The sequence below is a fragment of the Streptomyces sp. NPDC026394 genome (assembly GCF_055567735.1).
The window spans coordinates 781,654-801,659 of sequence record NZ_JBVHPX010000002.1; the positions used below are offsets into that span (position 1 = coordinate 781,654).

Genomic DNA, 20,006 nt, shown 5'->3' on the forward strand with positions numbered 1-20,006 from the left:
GGTCAGCCGCCGGAGCGGCGGCGGCGCGTGCGGATGATCAGTACGAGCACCGCACCGCTGACGACGGCGGCGGCTGCCGCCCCGATGAACAGCGGGTCCTGGAAGGTGCTGCTGCCGCTGTGCGCCAACTGGTCCCCGTCATCCGTCGGCCCCGGGCTGGGCACCGGACCTCCGGAGGAGGAGCCCGTGGGGGCCGGGGTGGGGCTCGGGGTGGGGGCGGTCGGTGACGGTGATGTGGTCGGCTCGGTGGTGGTCGGGGACGGTTCCGGGGTGGGGTCGGTGGGCTCCGGAGTCGGCTCGGTGGGCTCCGGGGTGGGTTCGGTCGGTGACGGTGGTGCGGTCGGCCCGGTCGGTTCCGGGGTCGGTTGCGGGGTCTGCTCCGTGGGTGACGGCGACGGCGGCCGGGTCGGCTCCGTGGGCGACGGCGTCGGCTCGGGCGGTGTCGGCCTCGGCTCGGTGGGCGACGGGGTCGGTTCGGTCGGAGTGGGCGTCGGGGACGGGCTCGGGTCCGTGGGTGTGGGGGACGGAGTCGGCTCCGTCGGCGACGGGCTCGGCTCCGTCGGCGTGGGGGAAGGCTCGTCGGTCGGTGACGGTGACGGCTCGTCCGTGGGCGACGGGCTCGGCTCCGTCGGGCTCGGTGACGGCTCGTCGGTCGGTGACGGCTCGTCCGTGGGTGACGGCGACGGCTCCGTGGGCGACGGGCTCGGCTCGGTCGGCGACGGACTCGGATCCGTCGGACTCGGCGACGGCTCCGTCGGTGTCGGAGAAGGGGTCGGCGTCGGACTCGGCGTCGGACTCGGGCTCGGGCTCGATGCGCGGCAGTCCGGCAGATCCCCGTTGAACGGGTAGTTGTGCAGCTCCGCGCCGGATGTCGAAGTGTGCACCAGCGAACCGACCGTGAAGAACCGGCCGTTCATGCCCGGTACCGAGACCGTCGTCGTGCTGCCCTGCTTGCCGACCAGCACGCTTCCCTGGAACTGCGCGCCACCCTTGAACTCCACCGTGTTCGCGTCCGGGAAGTTCCACAGCAGCCGCTCGCGGATGCCGGGCGGCTGGAGGTCGTGGCCGATGTAGGTGTTGACGGTGCGGGCGTCGCCGACCATGTTGACCAGTACGGTCGCGCCGGCCGGGATGTTCTGGAAGGTGATGCCCTGGGCGCCGCCGTTGCGGCCCGCCAGGTCGAAGTCGACGTTGAAGACCTGGAGGGCGGAGGTCCCGTCGCCGGTGAACACCGTCGAGTAGCCCTGGTTGACGGCGGTGCCGGTCGCGGGCCGCTGCCCGTCGCCGGTCCGGGCGTAGCACTGGCTGCTCGCCGTGAGGTCGGGCACCAGTCCGCAGTACGGGTCGGCGGCGCCCGGCCGCTGGTCCGACTGGGGGATCACGGTGCCGGTCAGCCTGCCTTCGTACGCGACGACGCCGTGGGTGCTGCCTTCCTCGGCGAGCAGCCGCTGGCCGGGGGCGATGGTGACGTCACCGCCCACGGTCAGGAAGTCGGAGCCGTTGGGCGGGGGCACCCGGGAGCCGACGCCGACGACCCCGACGTTGTAGACGCTGGAGCCACCGGTCTTGTTCATCCGGAAGTCGCCGAGGGTGACGATCTTGCCTTCGGCCTCGGCGGCCGAGCCGCCGACGCGGAAGTCCCCGCCGACGAAGATGTTGAGGTTCTCGTCCCGTCCGGCCACCGGTCCGTTGTTCGGATCGGAGTACGAGGGCGGGCACTGGCTCCCCAGACACGGGCCGAGGCCGCCGGGCAGCGGCGCCGCGAAGCCGAACGCCGCGAACAGGCCGAGGAGCACCGCGGCCACGGCTCCCAGCGCGGCGGCCCCCACCACATGGGTCCGTTTTGTCTTTTTTGCAGGCATAAGTGCACTATGTGCGTGAAGTGGCCGGGCAGCGGGACCGCTCGCGCCCCCGTACGGCGAGTCCCCCTGTCCAGCCGACAGCCGGCCACCGGCCACCCGCCCCGGGCGGACCCGTGCGCCTGAGGCCCCGTCAGGCTCCCTTCAGCTCCTGCCGCTGCCGCCCCAGGCCGTCGATCTCCAGCTCCACCACGTCACCGGCGCGCAGGTACGGCTTGGGCTCCGGGCAGCCCATCGCCACGCCCGCCGGGGTGCCGGTGTTGATGACGTCGCCCGGGTACAGGGTCATGAACCGACTGACGTAACGGACCACTTCGGCCACCGGGAAGATCTGCTCGGCGGTCGTGCCGTCCTGCCGCAGCGTGCCGTTGACCCACAGCCGTACGCCCAGCGCCTGCGGGTCGGGCACCTCGTCCGCCGTCACCAGCCACGGGCCCAGCGGGTTGAACGTCTCGCAGTTCTTGCCCTTGTCCCACTGGCCGCCGCGCTCGATCTGGAACTCCCGTTCGGAGACGTCGTGCGCGATCGTGTATCCGGCGACGGCGGCACGGGCCTCGTCGTCGGTCTCCAGGTAGCGCGCGGTACGGCCGATGACGACGGCCAGTTCGGCCTCCCAGTCCGTCTTCCCGCTGCCGCGCGGCACCAGCACCGTGTCGTCGGGCCCGACGACCGTGTCCGGCGCCTTCATGAAGACGATCGGCTCGGCCGGTACGGCGGCGCCGGTCTCGCGCGCGTGGTCGTGGTAGTTCAGCCCGATGCACACGATCTTGCCGATCCGGGCGACCGGCGGCCCGGTGCGCAGACCGGCCGGGTCCAGGCGCGGCAGCACACCGGCGGCGGCCGCCGTCCGTATCCGGGCGAGCGCCGGGCGGTCCCCGAGCAGCGCCCCGTCGATGTCCGTGACCAGCGACGACAGATCGCGCAGCACACCTTCCTCGTCGAGCAGCGCCGGGCGTTCCGCCCCCACCGGACCGACACGCAACAGCTTCATCGGTACAACTCCCGTGGTCGAAGGGTCGGTCCGGGAGGGCTCTCCCGGACCGGCCGATGGGGACGGCCATCGAGCGATTCGGACGATCGTCCAAGAACGGCGTCCGCTCCGCAAGACCCGGTTCACGTACTGGACCGTTACCCGGCGGTACGGTCCGGGGACGTACCGTTACCCGGCCGTACCGGCCCGGGCCGCGGCCTCCTCCCCCGCCGTACGGTCAGCGTGGCCGTCCCGGTCGTGGTCCCGGTGGAGCAGCGCCCGCTCGCACGCCGTCCACGCCGTGGTCGTCACGAGGTAGAGCGCGGCCGCCAGCGGCAGCACCGCGATGCTCACCAGCGTCCCGAAGGACAGCAGCGGCATCATCTTCGTCATGGCGGCGAGGCCGGGCACCGTACCGCTGCCGGCCGTACCCGCCCGGCCGGGGGCCGAGCCCGTCGCCGCGTTCCGCGCCATCGTCGTACGGGCCCGCCGGTAGTTCCAGGTGGCGACGGCGGCGGCCGGCGCGAACAGCGCCAGATAGACCAGCCCGTGCGGTCCGGTCGGGCCGCCGTCCGCGAGGGCCTGGGTCCAGTGCCCGCCGAGCGGCGCGCCCAGCAGCGTGTGCGTGAGCAGGCCGCTGCCGTCGCTGGTGAACAGGTGGTACATGACGAAGAAGACGGGCAGTTGCAGGAGCGCCGGCAGGCAGCCGGCCAGCGGCGAGGAGCCGGTCTCGGCGTAGAGCGCGGCGGTCTCCTCCTGCAGACGCCGCGGGTCCTTCGCGTACTTGCGGCGCAGTTCGGCCAGGCGCGGGGCGTGTGCGGAACGGGTCTTCTCGCCGCGGGCGGCGGCGCGGGCGAGCGGATGCAGTGCGGCGCGTACGCACAGGGTGAAGAGGATGATCGCGGCGGCGGTCGCCGAGGCGCCGAAGAGCGGTTCGATGAGGTCGGCGGCCTGGGACAGCCCGCTGCCCAGGGTGGCGAAGACGGACATGGGTGAGCCCTCCACGGGGTCTCGTCGTGCCGGAAGAGGAATTCGGCGTGACGAGCCGCGCGGGGCCGGTGCCTCCGCGGAGTGCGAGGGGAGAGGCGCCTACGCGGCCGTCGGGAGGGGACGGCCGGGCGCCCTGGGCCGCGGGCGGCCCGCGGCGTCGGGATCGCGTTGCGGCAGGAACGCCGTACGGCGTTCCCGGTCGCGGATGGCGGTACGGACCCGGCCCGGGGGCTCGGGCCGGGCGAGCGCGGCGGCCAGGAAGGCGCGGCACAGCAGCAGTACGGCGGCGGTGGTCGCGGCGGCGGCGAGCGTCGAGGTCAGCCCGCTCTGGGCGAGCGCGAACCCGGAGAGCAGGAAGAAGAGCGCGCCCATGTACAGCCGCCAGGCGTCGGCGAAGCGCCGCATGTGCTCCCCCTCCCCGGTCCGTACGGCTTACGCATACGCGCACGCATCGCACACGAATACGGCTTACGGCAGGCCACGGTCCGTCCGGCCTGCTTCCGCCCCAGCGTAGCGGCAGGACCGCCGGGCAGGGCGGCGGCCCCGGAGGGGAGCCCGGGGCCGCCGCGGTCACCGTGCGCCGGTCACAGCCCGTTGACCCGGGCTTCCCTGGCCATGCCCAGCGGTCGGATGGTGGAGGCGACAGCCCGTGCCCGGCGGCCGGCCCGCGAGCGGTAGCGCCGCACGTGGGCCATCAGGCGGCGGCTGCGCAGCGCCATCTCCAGTTCGAAACGGGTCCGCGGGTCGCGCAGCGCGGGGCCGAAGAGCTTCTCGATCTGCCGCAGGCGGTAGCGCACGGTCTGCGGGTGCACCTGGAGCACCCGGGCCGCTTCGGGTGCGCCGCCGCCCTCCAGCCAGGCGAGCAGGGTGACCTCCAAGCGTTCGCTCTGGCGTGGCGTCAGGTCGTCAAGGGGACTCAGCCAGCGTGCGGAGAGCGCTCTGGCCAGCGACTCGTCCTGGAGGAGGAGCAGTGCGGACAGGTGGTCGTCGACGAAGGCCGGGCGTGTGTCGGGGCCGCCGCGGCCGGGCGACAGGGCGAGCAGGGCGCGGGCCCAGCGCAGCGAGGAAGCGGCGTCACCCGCCGGTACGGCATGGCCGACCGCCGCCGCCCGGCCCTTGAGGGCGGCCTCCAGACGGGCGCGGGTCTGCGTCCCGGGGTCGGGGACGAGCAGGCAGGTGTCACCGTCGACGGTGCCGATGAGGGCGTCGCCGAGGGCGGCGGCCAGTTGAGGGGCTTCGGCGGGCGAGGCGAGCGCGACGGCCTGGACGAGGGCCGGTACGGGCCAGCCGGCGCAGCGGGCCACTTCGGAGAGGGCGACGTCGGAGACGTCCTTGGTCCCGGTGAGGGCGGCGAATATCTCGCGGCGGGCCGGCGCCATGGGGAGCGGGGTGACGACGAGATCCTTGGGCCGGTGGACGCGCTCCGCGTTTTCCTGGTAGCCGAGCGCCACCAGCATGGCCTGTTCCACGGCCCGGCGGGCCTCTTCTTCGGCGCCCGTTTCCGCGAGCAGTGCGGCAAAGGCGGGAAATCCGCTCCGCAGCTCCTCGGTCATCTTCTCGGCGAGCGCCGGGAGTTCCTTTCTCAGCACGCGGGTCCATTCGCCACGGGGGCGTGACCAGATGCGGTTCAGGAGATCACACATCGCTACCTCGATCCTGGCGTGATGCGGAGGGGGGTACGGCCCTGCTGCCCGGAAGCACCGTGGGCGTCGAGCGCGTCGTGCGGCGGTGCCGCGTGCGGCGGAGCGGTGTCCGGTGGTGCTTCGAGCGGTGGTGCTTCGAGCGGTGCTCGTGCTTGAGGGGGCACCATCCGGAGTTACCACGCGTAACTTCGATGCCGGTGCAGGAATTTGTCACAGCGCGATAAACCGGCGGACGCTCCGGCGGCGTTCCGTGATGCTGCTGCTCACCCCGGACCACCGCCTTTGGCGCACACCTTTCCGCGTCCCGGCGGGACACCGCGCATAAACAGGTGCGAATATCCCCGGCGGCCCGAACCGGGCCACCCCGCGCGCCGATACCGGCGACCGTCACCGGAACCGGCCGTGACCGATACCGGCCGTCACCCGGACCGGCAGCCGTCACCCAAACCGGCAGCCGTCACCGACACCGGCGACCGTCACCGACACCGGCAGCGGTCACCGATACCGGCGGCCGTCGTCGAAACCGGCGTGCGGCGTACGCATTTCGCCGCACGGCCACCGCTCCGAAGCGCTGCCCACACCCCTGCCCGCACCCCGCGCTTCTCCCCCGTACCCCAACTCCGCCCCAAGGAGGCCCGATGCCCGCGTCCCGTCTGCGGACCGCCCTGCGCCCGGCACTGCCCGCCGTCGTGCTGCTCTTCCTCGCCGTGGCCACCCAGGCCGGCGCCCCTCGGCGGGTGCTCGACTTCCTGGACTTCGGCGCGGGCGTCCTCGCGCTGGTCTCGCTCACCGGCACCGTGCTGTGGGGCCTGGCCGCCACCGACCGGCTGCTGCTGCATTCCGGCCACCGGCTGATCGCGCAGGCCGTGCACCGCGGCACCGGCGTCGCGGGGCTGGGCTTCCTCGCCCTGCACATCGGGGTGAAGATCGCCCGCGGCCGGGTGGGCGGCACGGCCGCCGTGGTGCCGTTCGCCGACGGCGGGCGGCCGCTGCTCATCGGGCTCGGCACCCTGGCCGGCTATCTCTTCCTCGCGGCGGCGGTGACGGGCGCGGTGCGCGGCGCGTTCACCTCGCGCCGCGGGTCGCGGTGGTGGCGGGTGCTGCACATGGGCGCGTACGTGGCCTGGTGCGCGGCGCTGGTGCACGGGCTGAAGTCGGGGCGCGCGGCCTCCGGTTGGGTGACCACCGGATACCTGCTGTGCGTCGCCGGGGTCGCGGTGGTGCTCGTACTGCGGCTGCGGGCGCCGCGGCGGGTCAGGATTCCGTACAACCCGACGCCGGGCGCTGATTCCGGCGGGGCCCGGGCCCCGGACCGGGCGGCGCGGCACTCCCGTGGTGGCCGTCCATGACGTACGGCTGCGGGCGAAGAATGCGCCGGTATGGCCGGTATGGCGGCGGGGTGCGGCCGGTGCGCCTACGGGGGCGGCTCTTGTGGTCCCCCGGATACCTCAACGTGTCGCAGGACGATAGGAGTTCCCCATGACGCTCTTGGTGTCGGCTGCCGCTGTTCCGCTGCCTGGCTCCGGTGGCGGCCCCGGCGGTGGGCATGTGCCCGCCGTCGACCCCGTCTCCACCGGCCCAGCCCCCGTCGGCCCCGTCCCCGCCGCGCCCGGTCCGGTCGTTCCCGGCCTGGCCGTGTTCGAGGCGCCTCGACTGCTGGCCGGGCTGGTCGAGCTGGACGGGTTGGGCGTGGTGGAAGGGCTGGACGGGGTGGACGGGCTGGCCGGAGCGGGCAGGGTGGCCGGAGCGGGCAGGGTGGAGCGCCTGGGGCGGGTGGCGCACCTTGCCCGGCACGGCAGCCCGCCCGATCTGTCCGCGAGCGAGCTGGTGGCGCTGGCCGAGGACACCGGTCTGCGCGGCCGTGGCGGCGCGGGCTTCCCCTTCGCGCGCAAGCTGCGCGCCGTCCTGGCAGGCGGCCGCCGTACGGGAGGGCGGGTCGCGGTGGTCGTCAACGGCAGTGAGGGCGAGCCCGGTTGCCTCAAGGACACGGCTCTTCTGCTGTTCGCGCCGCACCTGGTGCTGGACGGCGCGCTGCTGGCCGCGCGGGCGCTCGGCGCCGAGGAGGTCGCGGTCGGGGTGACCCGCGCGGACGTGGCCCGGTCGGTACGCCGGGCGATCGCCGAACGGGGCCCGCTGTCCACACCGGTACGTGCCGAACTGCTGCCGGAGCGTTTCGTGACGGGCGAGGGCACCGCACTCACCGACGGCCTCGGCCGGGGCCCCGGCCTGCCCTCGGGCCGCAGGGTCCGCTCCAGCGAACGCGGCCTGCACGGCCTGCCCACCCTGCTCTCCAACACCGAGACGTACGCCCAGCTCGCCGTCGCCGCGCGGCTGGGCGCCCTGGGCTACCGCGCTACGGGCGACCCGGCCGAACCCGGCACCGTCCTGCTGACCGTGGCCGGCCACCGGGTCGTGGAAGCGCCCACGGGGGTGCCGCTCGCCCGCGTCCTGGCCCGGTGCGGCCTCGGCCCCGGCCAGGGCGTCCTGATCGGCGGCTACCACGGCACCTGGCTGTCACCGTCCGCCGCCGGTACGGCCCTCCTCAGCCGCGACGACCTGGCCGCGCACGGCTCGGTGCTCGGCGCGGGGGCGGTGCTGCCGCTGCCGGAAGGGACCTGCCCGGCAGGAGAGACCGTGCGGGTCGCGCGCTGGATGGCCGCCGAATCCGCTGGACAGTGCGGGCCCTGTGTACTGGGCCTGCCCGCACTCGCCGACTCGCTCGGCCGAGCAGTCGGCGGTAGCGGACAGCGCGCGCTGGACGCCGTACGGGACCGGATGCGGGCCGTGGAACGACGCGGCGCGTGCAGTCATCCTGACGGCACCGCCCGTTTCATCGCCTCGGCGCTGGCCGCCTTCCCCGACGAGTTCGCCAGGCATGCCGACGGAGCCGGGTGCGGCCGCCCGGTGCTCGGCGCGCTGCCGGTCCCCGGCCCGGCGGCGCACGGCATCGGCAGCGCCCCGGAGACCGGTGACGGACCGCACTCCGGCGCCCGAGCCGACACGGTCACCGCCGCCCGGCCCCCCGCGCCCGAGCAGCGGCTGCTCGTCGACTGGACGCTGTGCCAGGGCCACGGCCTGTGCGCCGACCTCGTGCCCGGCATGGTCCGGCTGGGGCCCGACGGCTACCCGGAGCGGGCCACGATGCCGCTGCCCGCCCGGATGCGCCGCCGCGCGCAGCTCGCGGTACGGCGCTGCCCGGCGCTCGCCCTGCGCGTCCAAGGCGGCGAATGACCCGTACGGCCACCGAAGGGCCATCGAACGTCCCCTGTACGGAGGCCACTTGCGCCCGTTTTTCGTCCGCCGATGACAACTTCCGCCCCGCCTGAACACCCGCTTCCCCTCCCGCGTACCCCCGCAGACAACCCTCCCCGGCACCCCTCCAAGGAGACGACGATGAGCCCGCAGCCCCACCCGCACACCGGCCACCCCCGCCCCGCTGCCCACCCGCGCCCCGACACCCAGCGCCGCCACACCGCCCTGGCGGTGACGGCCGCCGCCGTCATGGCGCTCACCACCGCCTGCGGCTCCGGTGACCGTACCGACGCCGCCCCCGTGGCCAACGGCAAGGCGCAGGCGGGCAGCGGCAGTTCCACCGACTACGGCTCGGGCGGCGGCGGTTACGGTGCCGACAGCGGCGCGGGCAAGGGCCAGGCCGGCGGCGACGGCTACGGCTCGACGGGCGACAGCAACCGTCCCGCGGCCCAGGGCGAGCCCGCCCGGACCCTCGCGCTGCGCCAGTCCCCCCAGCTCGGCCCGGTCGTCACCGACAGCAAGGGCAAGGCGCTCTACCGCTTCGACAAGGACACCGCCAAGCCGCCGAACTCCGCCTGCTCCGGCGCCTGCGCGACCACCTGGCCCCCGGTGCCCGCCGACGACGTCACCGCCGCCTCCGGCATGGCAGCGAGCGCCCTCGGCTCGGTCACCCGCGCCGACGGCACCCAGCAGCTCACCATCGACGGCTGGCCCGCCTACCGCTACGCCAAGGACACCGCCCCCGGCGACACCAAGGGCCACGGCGTCGGCGGCACCTGGAACGCGTTCGCCCCCGACGGCAAGAAGGCCACCGCCGGACCGGCCGCCGACGTCTCCGTCTTCGACCAGCCCAAGCTCGGCAAGCTGCTCGTCGACAAAGAGGGCCGTACGGTCTACCGCTTCGACAAGGACAGCGCCTGGCCGATGAAGTTCGGCTGCAACGGCGCCTGCCTGGACACCTGGAAACCCGTCGGACCGGCCGACAAGAGCAAGCTCGAAGGCATCCCCGAGAAGCTGATCAGCACCGTCACGCGGCCCGACGGCACCCAGCAGCTCGCGGTCGACTGCTGGCCGGTCTACACCTTCAGCGGCGACAAGCAGCCCGGGGACGTGAACGGGCAGGGCAAGATGGGCACCTGGTTCGCCGTCTCCCCCGAGGGCAAGAAGATCACCTCGCCGGCGACGGGCTGACGCCGGCGGCGCCGCCTCCCGACGCGCCGTCCCCCGGCGCGACGGCCGCGCCCGGACCGTCCTCGGGGTCCAGGTCCGACGCCAGCACCTCGGCGTCCGGCCGGTCGTCCACGGGCCGCGGGCCCAGCCAGGTCACCGCGAGCGCCACCACCAGGTTCACCGCGAGCGCCACGATCCCCGCGTTCATGCCCCACACCGGGTCGTGTTCGGTGAAGACCAGCCCGCAGACCACCACGAGGCCCACGAGCAGACCGCTGACGGCTCCGTACAGCGTCAGCCGCCGCCACACCAGCCCCAGCAGGATCATCGGTACCAGTTGCGCCATCCCCTCGTACGAGATGAGCGAGAGGCGTACGAGGGTGTTCGGCGCGGTGTACGTCAGCAGCAGCGCCAGCGCGCCCGCCGCCACGACGACCACCTGGGACCACAGCTTCTGGCGGTTCGCCAGGCGGGGCACCGCACCCAGCACGCTCCTCCCCCACATCGTGCCGATGACCAGCATGAACACGGCCATCGGCACGATGGAGGAGAGCGCCGCGGCGACGCCGGTGACGCCCACCAGCCAGGCCGGCAGCGAGTCCACCACCAGCTTGAACAGCGCCAGGTTGGAGTCCGCGCCGGTCAGCCCCGGCACCACGAACAGCGCCGCCATCCCCAGCAGCATCGGCACGAACAGCAGCACGTTGTAGAACGGCAGCAGCACCGCGTTGCGCCGCAGCGCGTCGGCGTTGCGCGCGCCCAGATAGCCCGCGACGGTCGTCGGGAAGATGACGACGGTCAGCGAGTTCAGGAGGGAGGTGGTGATGAACCAGCCCTGGCCCAGGCCGCCCGACGCGTGTCCCGGGAAGGTCAGCCACTGCGGCTTCTCGGCGACGATCCGGTCCAGGAAGGGCCCGTACCCGTCGAAGTAGTGCAGCGGTACGTACACGGCGAGGAACGCCAGCGTCGCGATCACCAGGATGTCCTTGAGGACCGACACCCAGGCGCTGCCGCGCAACCCGCTGACCACGACGAAGAGGGTGGTCACCGCGAAGCCGATGAAGTAGGCCCGGTTCAGGCTGATCGCACCGTAGGAGATGGTCGTCACGACCACACCCATGCCGGTGATCTGGAGCTGGATGTACGGCAGCAGGCAGACGGTGGCGAGGATCGCCACGGCCGTACCGAGCCAGCGCCGCCCGTAGCGGTGCGCGACCAGGTCGGTGATGCCGACCAGGCCGTGCCGGCGGGCGTACGACCAGAGCATCGGGCCGACGACGAAGCCGAGCGCGTAGCCGCAGGACATGTAGGCGAGGACGTAGAGGACCGGGGCGCCGAAGTTGTAGCCCCAGCCCGCCGCGCCCAGGTAGCTGAAGCTGGTGTAGCTCTCGCCCGCCATCAGCACCCAGATGAAGACCGTGCCGAGGCTGCGGCCGCCCACCGACCATTCGGCGAGCCCGCCCTCGCGGCGCCCGCCGCCGCGGACCGCCAGCAGGCCCAGGGCCAGCGTCAGCACCATGAACGCCGCGAAGATGGAGGTGGCGATGGTCGCGTTCATGCCGCGCTCCCCTCTCCGGCCGGCGCGCCCGCTCGCCCGGCGGCCCGCCGCGCGGCCCGTTTCCGGTCGCCGCGCCAGGCCAGCCACACCGACAGCGGCGTCAGCAGGGTCGCGAGCAGCATCCAGAAGACGAGGAAGGGCAGTCCGAACACGGTCGGCGTCACACGGTTCACCAGCGGCAGCACACCGAGGTAGAGCACGTGAGGGACCAGGAGCCACAGCAGCGTGGGACGTTTCAGCACAGCGGAAGAGCCTATCGGGGCACCGCGCCCGTCAGTCGGCCCCACACCACCAGCCGGTACGCCGAGGAGTACTCGGGGGTGCAGGTCGTCAGCGTCAGGTAGGAGCCGGGCTCGGTGTAGCGCAGGGACGGGTGGGCGGTGCTGTACGGGACGGGGGCGACGACGGTGCCGTCGGAGGGCGTGGTGCGTGGCACGGTCCGGTCGACCGCGTACGTGTAGCGGGCGGCCGCGGTGACCACCTCCACCGTGTCGCCGGGCCGCAGCCGGTTCAGGAAGCGGAACGGTTCGCCGTGCGTGTTGCGGTGCCCGGCGAGCGCGAAGTTGCCCGTCTCACCGGGCTGCGCGGTGTGCGCGTAGTGACCGGCGTAGCCCTTGTTCAGGACGGCGGACCTGCCGGTCCCCTCGGCGACGGGGACGGTCAGGCCGAGACGCGGGATGCGCAGGACCGCGTACGCGGCGTCCCGGCGCGGGCGCGGCGGCGGGACCTGCTCCAGGGTGCCGCGGGACTCCTGCCGCATACGGTCCCCGTGCCGCTCGGGCGCGGTGGAGGCGGCCGGGCCGGGCGACGGTCCGGCGGGCGGCGTTCCGGTGGCGGGTGTTCCGGCGGACGGCGGGAACTGCGCGTCCCACTGCCGTTCCAGCCGCGCCACCTGGTCGCGCGCGCTCGCCTGCGCCTGCCGGTTCGTCCAGTACAACTGGTGCACGACCAGCAGCAGGACGAGCACGCCGAACGTCACCGCCAGCTCCGCGCCCGCCCACACCACCCGTACGGCGCGCGGCCGTCGCCGCCGCTGCCCCTGCACCACCACCGGTATCCGCTCGCGCACGCGCTGCACGGTAGGGCCTGCGGCGGGAGACTTCCATAGGCGGCGCTGCCCGAGGCGGGGCCAGGACCGGCTTCGGGGCCGGTCCCTCGGCGTCGTCAGGAGCGCTGGTCGAGGTGATCGGCCCCGTTGTCCACCCGTACGGCAGGAGCCACCCGAACGGCCTCGATCAGGTCGCTGCCGACGAGGCGTTCGGCGAGCGCTTCCGAGCACGCCACATACGTGGAGCACAGGTCCCAGTCGCACGCGACCACCCAGCCGCGGTCCTCGGGCCACCAGTGCTCCGGCCCCGCGTACTCCTCCCCCGTGCGGGCCCGCACGGCTTCCAGGCCGGAGAGCGACGACGTCCAGACGAGGGTTTCCTCGCCGCGGAGCTCTCTGGCCAGCTCATAGCTGTAGAAGACCCGCTGGTCCGCCGCCGTGGCTGCCGAGAGGATTTCCACGAGTCCCTGACGCGTGGCCGGGTCGGGTTCCCCGTCGAAAACCTCCCACTGCTCCCCGACCGGCGGGCTGAGCACCTCCCGCCGCACGGCTCCGCCCATCAGCTCACCGTGGAAGTGCGCGCCGGAAGCCGCCGCCATCTCCCGCCACGTCCTGCGCAGTCCGGGTATTTCCTCCAGCGTCCAGGTGTGGAAGACGCGTACGTACGCCGGGTAGCCCTCGGGGACGAGTTCGGTGACGACATGCCGCCCTGCGTCGGTGCCAGGGGTCAGCCGCTCGTGCAGCCACCGCAGTGCCCGCTCCGGGTCCGGTACAGCCAGGATGTCGTCGTCCGTCACCTCCTCATTTTCCCCGTACGCCCAGGTTCCTCCCGTACGGGGTGGCTCCAGAGCCCTGTACCGAGCCGCCCTACCCCCCGAGCAACCGCGACACCGCGTAGATGCACAGGCCGGCGAGGGCGCCGACGACCGTGCCGTTGATCCGGATGAACTGGAGGTCGCGCCCGATGTGCGCCTCGATCTTCTTCGAGGTGTGGTCGGCGTCCCAGCTCGCGACGGTGTCGGTGATCAGCGACGTGATCTCGGCGCGGTACGTCGTCACGACGTAGACCGCGGCGCCCTCCAGCCAGCCGTCGACCTTGTTCTGGAGCCGCCCGTCACGGGCCAGCCGTTGGCCCAGCGACAGCAGCGCCGACCGGGTGCGCTGCCGCAGCTCGCTGTTCTCGTCCTCGGCGGCCGCCACGATCATGGTGCGTACGGAGCCCCACGCGGAGGCGATCAGATCCTGCACCTCGCCGCGCCCCAGCACCTCCGACTTCAGGCGCTCCACCCGCTCCCGGGTGTCGGTGTCGGACTGGAGGTCGCCCGCGAAGTCCTTGAGGAAACGGTCCACCGCGCCGCGCGCCGGGTGCTCGGGCATGTCCCGCATCTCGGTGACGAACCGCAGCAGCTCCTTGTAGACCCGCTCGCCGACCTTGCGGTCCACGAAGCGCGGCGTCCAGCCGGGGGCGCCGCCGGAGACCGCCGTCATCACCGAGTCGCCGTGCGAGGTCAGCCAGTCGTGCGCCCGTACGCAGACCAGGTCCACGACCCGGCGGTGCCCGCCGTCCGCGACCACCTTCTCCAGCATCTTGCCGAGGCCCGGCGCGACCTCCTGCGCGTCGGCGCGGCGGGTGATCGCCTCGCCGACCACCGCCTGCACGTCGGAGTCGCGCAGCACGGTCAGCGCGCCGCGCAGCGCGGTGGACAGCTCCGCCGTCACCCGGTCGGCGTTCTTCGGTTCGGCGAGCCAGGCGCCCAGCCGCCGGCCGATGCCGACCTTGCGCAGCCGCTGCCGTACGACGTCGCCGGACAGGAAGTTCTCGCCGACGAACTCGCCGAGGCTCACCCCGAGCTGGTCCTTCTTCGTCGGGATGATCGCGGTGTGCGGGATGGGCAGCCCCAGCGGCCGCTTGAACAGGGCGGTGACCGCGAACCAGTCGGCCAGCGCGCCGACCATGCCCGCCTCGGCCGCCGCCGCCACATACCCCGCCCAGCCGCCCGCGCCGGCCGCCTTCGCCCAGGTGGCCAGGGCGTACACCAGGGCCACCCCGAGCAGCAGACCGGTCGCGAGGGTCTTCATGCGCCGTACGCCGCGCCGCTTCTCCGCGTCCGCGGGGCTGTCCCCGGGGCTGTGCGGGAAGCCGCCGGGCGGTACCGGGCCGCGGAACCGGCCCGTGCCCGCGCGCCCGCCGTCCGGCGGTGTCCCGCCCGCTCCCGCGGCCGTATCCGCCCCGGGGACCACGTCCGTCTTCGTCCGTTCCATCCGCTCCACCCGCTCGAACCCGTCAGCACCGTACGTACAGGCATCTGCCCTGTTTCCTGCCGGCCGTGCGTTCAACTGTGTCCTACTCCTGAGGCGAACCACGAGTTCCCCCGCGCGCCGCCAGGGCGCCACCCGGGCCGCCCGGACCGCGTGGCAGCATGAATGACCCGACCGGACCACGACGCCGCCGCTGATCACACGCTGCCCTGTGCCCGCCCGGAGCACGCCGCTCCGCCTGCCGTAGGAGACGGTGCCCGCATGTCGACTCCAGTGGGCCGCCCCTTGCCCTTGCTCGCCGGTCTGGCGGCACTGCTGGCGCTCGCCGCCGCCGCGGTGCTCCTCGGCTCCGGCGGTGGCGGTACCCAGGACCCCGCGGGAGACGACCGCCCGCCCGCGGCGGAACGGTGGACCGGTACGTGGTCGGCGGCCGCCGCGGCCGCCGAACCCGGCACGTCCGACGGCTACGCGAACACCTCGCTGCGCAACGTGGTGCACACCAGCATCGGCGGCACCAGCGCCCGTATCCAGCTCTCCAACCTCTACGGCACCCGCCCGCTGTCCGTCGGGCACGCCACCCTCGCCCGCGCCCTCGCACCCGGCGGCCCGGCGGCCACGCCCGGCACCATGCGCCGGCTGACCTTCTCCGGACGGCCCGCGGTGACCGTACCGGCGGGCGGCGCCGTCACCAGCGACCCGGTCCGGCTGACCGTGCCGCCCGCCGCCGACCTGCTGGTCACCACCTACTCCCCGGCCCCCTCCGGGCCCGTCACCTACCACCCGCACGCCCGCCAGACGTCCTACCTGACACGCGGCGACCACGCCGCGGACACCGCCGGCGGCGCCTACACCGAGAAGGTCACCGCCTGGCGCTACCTGACCGGTGTGGACGTCCGCGGCCCGCACACCGACGGCGCCGTCGTGGCCGTCGGCGACTCGATCACCGACGGCAACACCTCCACCCCGGACGCCAACCACCGCTGGCCGGACTTCCTCGCCGCCCGGCTGCGCACCGAGCCCGGCGCGCCCCGCTACGGCGTCCTCAACCAGGGCATCAGCGGCAACCGCCTGCTGACCGACAGCAACCGCTGGTCGGTCAGCGGCGGGCCGAGCGTGCTGTCCCGGCTGGAGCGCGACGTGCTGTCGCGTGCGGGGGTGCGGGCCGTCGTCGTCGAGATCGGCCTCAACGACCTGTTCAAGTCACCGCGCCGCCTCGACGCGGAGGAACTGGCGGACGGGATGCGGGAGATCGTGCGCCGGGCAGCGGCCCAGGACATCCGGGTCGTCGGCAGCACGCTCACCCCGTTCGGCGGCCACCGCGGCCACCGGCCGGAGCTCGACGCCGTACGCCGGGCCCTCAACGCGAAGATCCGCGCCGGGGAGATCTACGAGCAGTACGCCGACTTCGACCAGGCGCTGCGCGACCCGCACCACCCGCTGCGGATGCGGCCCGCCTACGACTCGGGCGACCATCTGCACCCGAGCGACGCCGGCTACCGGGCCATGGCCGACGCGGTCGGCCTGCGGCAGCTCGAGGGAGCGGTGCGGGCGGCACGGTGAGGAGGCCCGGGGGCGCGGAGACCGCTGAGACAGCGGCACCGGCGCCCGCGCACGCCGTCAGCCCAGCTCCTTGCGCCGGCGCTCCGACACCTCGTTCCCGCGCGCGTCCCCCGGAAGCGCCGACTCCGCGCGCCGCTCGCGCTCCAGCCTGATCCGCTGCTTCTCCAGCTTGGAGAGCCTGCGCCGGACACCGACGCCGCCCATCATCGCGAACCCGGTGATCTTCACCCGCGGCGCGCCCGGCTCCCCCGGCTCGCCGTCACCGTTGTCGAAGCCGCCCATGAAACCCCAGCCGGTCACCTGCACCTCGACGCCCGGCGGCACCACGACATCGATGCCGCCCATGAGCGCGAAGCAGCGCACCGTGACCTCGCCGGCCTCGAAGTGCGCGTCGCGCAGGTCGATCTCGCCGCCCGCCTGGAACACCCCGGCGGTGAACGTGCGCGGCGCCGTCCAGCGCCCCTTGCGCGAGAAGCCGCTCCAGAAGGCGAAGGCCCCGCGGGAGGACGGCTCGCCGCCGATCCGCTCCCGCCAGGCGGCCGCCCCGGACCCGGCGGCCCGGGTGTCCGGCACCCCGCCGTCGAACGTCTGCGGCAGGTCGGCGACCAGCGGCCGCAGCGCACCGACCGTACGCGCCTCGTACGTCGCGGTCAGCCGCTCCTCGAACTCCTCCATCGCCAGCCGCCCTTCGGCGAGGGCGTCGCGCAGGATCCCGGCGATCCGGTCACGGTCGGCGTCCGAGGCGCGCAGATCGGGGAGTTCGTCAGTCATACGGACAGATTAATGCCTCATGGCGTCGCGTTGTCCGCGTACATCCGAGAGATGACGTCCTCGATGTCCGGTTCCCGCACCGACAGGTCGACCAGCGGATACCGCTCCGCCACCGCCGAGACGACCGGCGCCGCGCTCTGCGCCGCCGGGAACGCCAGCCACTGCCGCGGGCCTTCGACCTTGACCGTACGGGCGCCGGGCACCCCCTCGATCGGCGGAAGCTCCCGTTCCAGGTCCACCACCAGCGTCCGTTCGCTGCGTCCCACGGCGTGCAGCCCGTCCAGGCCGCCGTCGTACACCAGCCGCCCGTGGTCGATGACCATCACCCGGCGGCACAACTGCTCGATGTCGGTGAGGTCGTGCGTGGTCAGCAGGACGGTGGTGCCCCGTTCCGCGTTCACCTCGCGCAGGAAGCCGCGGACCTTCGCCTTGCTGATGACGTCCAGGCCGATGGTCGGCTCGTCGAGGTAGAGCACCTCCGGGTCGTGCAGCAGCGCCGCCGCGATGTCGCCACGCATCCGCTGGCCCAGCGAGAGCTGCCGCACCGGGACCGGCAACAGTGCCGCCAGGTCGAGCAGTTCGACACAGCGCTCCAGGTTCCGGCGGTAGGCACTCTCCGGAATCCGGTACATCCGCCGCACCAGCTCGTAGGAGTCCCGCAGCGGCAGGTCCCACCACAGCGTCGTCCGCTGCCCGAAGACCACCCCGACCCGGCGCGCGAGCCGGGTCCGCTCCCGCGCCGGGTCGATGCCCGCCACCCGCAGCCGCCCGCCGCTGGGCACCAGGATGCCGGTGAGCATCTTGACGGTGGTGGACTTGCCCGCGCCGTTCGGGCCGATGTAGCCGACCATCGCGCCGCGCGGCACCCGGAAGCTGATGCCGTCGACGGCCCGCACCTCCTCGCGCACCCGCCGCAGCCGCCCCGCCTTGCGCCGTACGTGGAAGACCTTCTCGACGCCGTCCAGTTCGATGAAACCGGGCTCCCCGCCGGACGGCCCGGGGTCGTGCGCCGGCCCGGCCCGCCGCTGCTGCCGCGCCGCGACGTCCCCGTCCTTCTCCGGACTGCGCGCCGCGGCCCCGGCCTCTGCCGGGCCGCGCTCCGCAGCGCCGGACTCCTCCGGGCCGCGCACCGTATCCCCCGTACCGCTCCGCATACCGTCCCTCAACTCCCCGTGCTCCGATAGTTGCGCAGGCCCGCCCGCCAGGCCAGCCAGGCCGGCCCGCACATCGCCACCGCGACCGCGGGCCCCAGGAAGTCCACCCAGCCCGGCAGGCCCAGCGGATCGTCGCGGCCCAGCAGGCGCAGCGCGGGCAGCCAGTTGACGAAGGCGAGCGGGACGACGAAGGTGACGCCGCGCACCAGGTCCTCGGCGAAGACGGTGGGCGGGTACTGGAGCATCGTCGTGCCGCCGTACGTGAACGAGTTCTGCACCTCGGCGGCGTCCTGCGCGACGAACTGGAACGCGGCCCCGATGGTGAAGACCGCCCCGAAGATCACCGCGCCGCACAGCAGCATCACCGGTACCAGCAGCACCTTGCCCGGCGTCCAGTCCACCTCCAGCCGGGTCAGCGACCAGCCCAGCACCAGCGCCGACTGCACGATCCGGCCGAGCCGGCGCAACGCGAAACGGTCCGCGGCGACCTGCGCGAACACCGGTACGGGCCGCACCAGCAGGACGTCCATCGTGCCGTCCCTGACCCGCACGCCGAGCCGGTCCATGCTGCCCAGCACCAGGTCCGCCAGGCCGAGCGCCGCGCCGGACGTGCCGTACAGGAACGCCACCTCGGGCAGCGAGAAGCCGCCGAGGGCCGTGACGTGGGAAAACATCAGCAGGATCGCGAGAAAGTCCAGCCCGGTGGCGGCGAAGTTGCCGAGCGCCGTCAGCAGGAAGGACGTCCGGTAGGCGAGCGTGGAACGTATCCACATCGCCGCGATCAGGCCGTACGCCCGCAGGCCCTCGGACAGCCGCGAGCGGTGGGTCCACGTACCTTCCTCAGCCACCCTGCACCACGACCTTCCGCGTCGCCACGGACTGCACCAGCCGCCCCGCCGCCAGCAGCACCACCGCCCACCCGGCCTGGAAGGCCAGCGCCCGCGCCACCCCCGCGCCGCCGTGCACCCCGAGCAGCACGTCGGCCGGCACCTGGAGCATCGAGGACCACGGCAGCAGCCGGACGGCCTCGCCGAACCCGCCGGGGAAGACGTTCAGCGGCAGCACCATCCCGGAGAAGAACAGACACATCAGCCCGGCGACCATCGCCACGCCCGCGCCGTCCAGCAGCCAGAACGACGTCAGCGCCACCAGATAGCGCAGCGCGAAGCCGACCACCACACCCAGCGCCACCGACACCAGGAACAGCAGCCAGGTCACCGGCGAGGCGGGCAGCGCCGACGGAAAGACCAGCGTGCCCACCGCCATCGGCACCAGGCCCCGGCCGAGCAGTTGGAAGGCGGCCCGCCCGAGGTCCGCGGCCAGCCACCAGAGCTGGAGGTCGGCGGGCCGGTACAGGTCGACGGCGATGTCCCCGCTGCGGATGCGCTCCTGCAGCTCGTCCATGCCGCCGCCGATGAGCAGCCCGGTGGCCGCCAGCAGCGTCTGCCCGGTCCACACGAAGGTCAGGGCCTGCGGCAGGTCGTAGCCGCCCAGGTGGGGGCGCTCGGTCCACAGGGCGATGTAGGTGTAGGCGAGGATGAACCCGAAGACGGTGTTGGTGAAGACGCCGGAGGCGGTGGCGATACGGTAGGTGGCATAGCGCCGGAAGCTGCCCGCCGCGACGGCTGCGCACAACACGTCCGGCGCCTCCCGTTCCTGACGGCACGCCACCTTCGGGCGCGAAGCACCGGAGCCTAGTGCGGCGCGCGGGGGCCCGGCCACGCATTTATTCACCCGTTCCGGTGAGTCTTTCGACCCGTTCGGCCGGTCAC

The 20,006-nt window shown here is 73.7% G+C and carries 18 protein-coding genes; 4 read left to right on the forward strand and 14 right to left on the reverse strand.

Annotation, left to right across the window (positions count from 1 at the left end):
- Positions 1-2 precede the first annotated feature (2 nt).
- From ACZ4QV_RS07615 to ACZ4QV_RS07635, 5 genes are all read right to left on the reverse strand, one after another.
- Entirely contained in the window at positions 3-1,862 is a 1,860-nt protein-coding gene (locus ACZ4QV_RS07615; protein ID WP_467762674.1) for a choice-of-anchor A family protein, read from the reverse strand.
- A 130-nt stretch (positions 1,863-1,992) separates the two neighbouring features.
- Positions 1,993-2,850: a fumarylacetoacetate hydrolase family protein gene (locus tag ACZ4QV_RS07620; protein WP_361144733.1), complete on the reverse strand. Its 858-nt coding sequence runs from the start codon at positions 2,848-2,850 to the stop codon at positions 1,993-1,995.
- 168 nt (positions 2,851-3,018) lie between these two features.
- The gene (locus ACZ4QV_RS07625) at positions 3,019-3,819 is read right to left on the reverse strand and encodes a YidC/Oxa1 family membrane protein insertase (RefSeq protein WP_361585485.1); all 801 of its coding nucleotides are present in this window, start codon (positions 3,817-3,819) and stop codon (positions 3,019-3,021) included.
- Between the two features lie 99 nt (positions 3,820-3,918).
- Positions 3,919-4,224 (reverse strand): DUF6412 domain-containing protein, encoded by a 306-nt coding sequence (locus ACZ4QV_RS07630; RefSeq protein ID WP_361144739.1) that lies wholly within the window; start codon positions 4,222-4,224, stop codon positions 3,919-3,921.
- Positions 4,225-4,403: 179 nt separating this feature from the next.
- Positions 4,404-5,408 carry a PucR family transcriptional regulator gene (locus ACZ4QV_RS07635; protein ID WP_361585488.1) on the reverse strand — a complete coding sequence of 335 codons (1,005 nt, stop codon included), beginning with the start codon at positions 5,406-5,408 and terminating at the stop codon, positions 4,404-4,406.
- Between the two features lie 692 nt (positions 5,409-6,100).
- Between ACZ4QV_RS07635 and ACZ4QV_RS07640 the strand changes: the two genes are divergently transcribed.
- The 3 genes from ACZ4QV_RS07640 (at position 6,101) to ACZ4QV_RS07650 (ending at position 9,905) form a co-directional block, all read left to right on the forward strand.
- On the forward strand, positions 6,101-6,811 hold the full coding sequence (locus ACZ4QV_RS07640) for a hypothetical protein (RefSeq protein WP_361585491.1): 711 nt from the start codon (positions 6,101-6,103) through the stop codon (positions 6,809-6,811).
- Between the two features lie 130 nt (positions 6,812-6,941).
- Complete coding sequence (locus ACZ4QV_RS07645) at positions 6,942-8,693, forward strand: NADH-ubiquinone oxidoreductase-F iron-sulfur binding region domain-containing protein (RefSeq protein WP_361585494.1); 1,752 nt, start codon at positions 6,942-6,944, stop codon at positions 8,691-8,693.
- Positions 8,694-8,855: 162 nt separating this feature from the next.
- Entirely contained in the window at positions 8,856-9,905 is a 1,050-nt protein-coding gene (locus tag ACZ4QV_RS07650) for an SCO0930 family lipoprotein (protein WP_361585497.1), read from the forward strand.
- Here the strand turns inward: ACZ4QV_RS07650 and ACZ4QV_RS07655 are convergent.
- From ACZ4QV_RS07655 to ACZ4QV_RS07675, 5 genes are all read right to left on the reverse strand, one after another.
- Positions 9,883-11,442: a sodium:solute symporter family protein gene (locus ACZ4QV_RS07655; RefSeq protein WP_361144752.1), complete on the reverse strand. Its 1,560-nt coding sequence runs from the start codon at positions 11,440-11,442 to the stop codon at positions 9,883-9,885. The genes ACZ4QV_RS07650 and ACZ4QV_RS07655 overlap by 23 nt on opposite strands.
- On the reverse strand, positions 11,439-11,684 hold the full coding sequence (locus ACZ4QV_RS07660) for a DUF3311 domain-containing protein (RefSeq protein ID WP_361144755.1): 246 nt from the start codon (positions 11,682-11,684) through the stop codon (positions 11,439-11,441). The genes ACZ4QV_RS07655 and ACZ4QV_RS07660 overlap by 4 nt, the downstream gene beginning before the upstream one ends.
- A gap of 11 nt (positions 11,685-11,695) precedes the next feature.
- Positions 11,696-12,511, reverse strand: a complete 816-nt coding sequence (locus ACZ4QV_RS07665) for a class E sortase (RefSeq protein WP_361585500.1) — start codon at positions 12,509-12,511, stop codon at positions 11,696-11,698.
- 95 nt (positions 12,512-12,606) lie between these two features.
- Complete coding sequence (locus ACZ4QV_RS07670; protein ID WP_361585503.1) at positions 12,607-13,287, reverse strand: hypothetical protein; 681 nt, start codon at positions 13,285-13,287, stop codon at positions 12,607-12,609.
- 70 nt (positions 13,288-13,357) lie between these two features.
- Entirely contained in the window at positions 13,358-14,752 is a 1,395-nt protein-coding gene (locus tag ACZ4QV_RS07675) for a DUF445 domain-containing protein (RefSeq protein WP_467762675.1), read from the reverse strand.
- A gap of 258 nt (positions 14,753-15,010) precedes the next feature.
- Here ACZ4QV_RS07675 and ACZ4QV_RS07680 point away from each other — a divergent pair, with 258 nt between their 5' ends.
- Positions 15,011-16,309 (forward strand): SGNH/GDSL hydrolase family protein, encoded by a 1,299-nt coding sequence (locus tag ACZ4QV_RS07680; protein ID WP_361144764.1) that lies wholly within the window; start codon positions 15,011-15,013, stop codon positions 16,307-16,309.
- Between the two features lie 57 nt (positions 16,310-16,366).
- Here ACZ4QV_RS07680 and ACZ4QV_RS07685 read toward each other — a convergent pair whose 3' ends face one another.
- The 4 genes from ACZ4QV_RS07685 to ACZ4QV_RS07700 form a co-directional block, all read right to left on the reverse strand.
- A complete protein-coding gene (locus ACZ4QV_RS07685) occupies positions 16,367-17,080 on the reverse strand; it encodes a DUF1707 domain-containing protein (protein WP_361144766.1) in 714 nt (237 codons plus the stop codon).
- Between the two features lie 17 nt (positions 17,081-17,097).
- Entirely contained in the window at positions 17,098-18,234 is a 1,137-nt protein-coding gene (locus ACZ4QV_RS07690; protein WP_361635224.1) for an ABC transporter ATP-binding protein, read from the reverse strand.
- An 8-nt stretch (positions 18,235-18,242) separates the two neighbouring features.
- The gene (locus ACZ4QV_RS07695) at positions 18,243-19,007 is read right to left on the reverse strand and encodes an ABC transporter permease (RefSeq protein WP_361614883.1); all 765 of its coding nucleotides are present in this window, start codon (positions 19,005-19,007) and stop codon (positions 18,243-18,245) included.
- Between the two features lie 67 nt (positions 19,008-19,074).
- Positions 19,075-19,872, reverse strand: a complete 798-nt coding sequence (locus tag ACZ4QV_RS07700) for an ABC transporter permease (protein ID WP_467762676.1) — start codon at positions 19,870-19,872, stop codon at positions 19,075-19,077.
- Positions 19,873-20,006 lie beyond the last annotated feature (134 nt).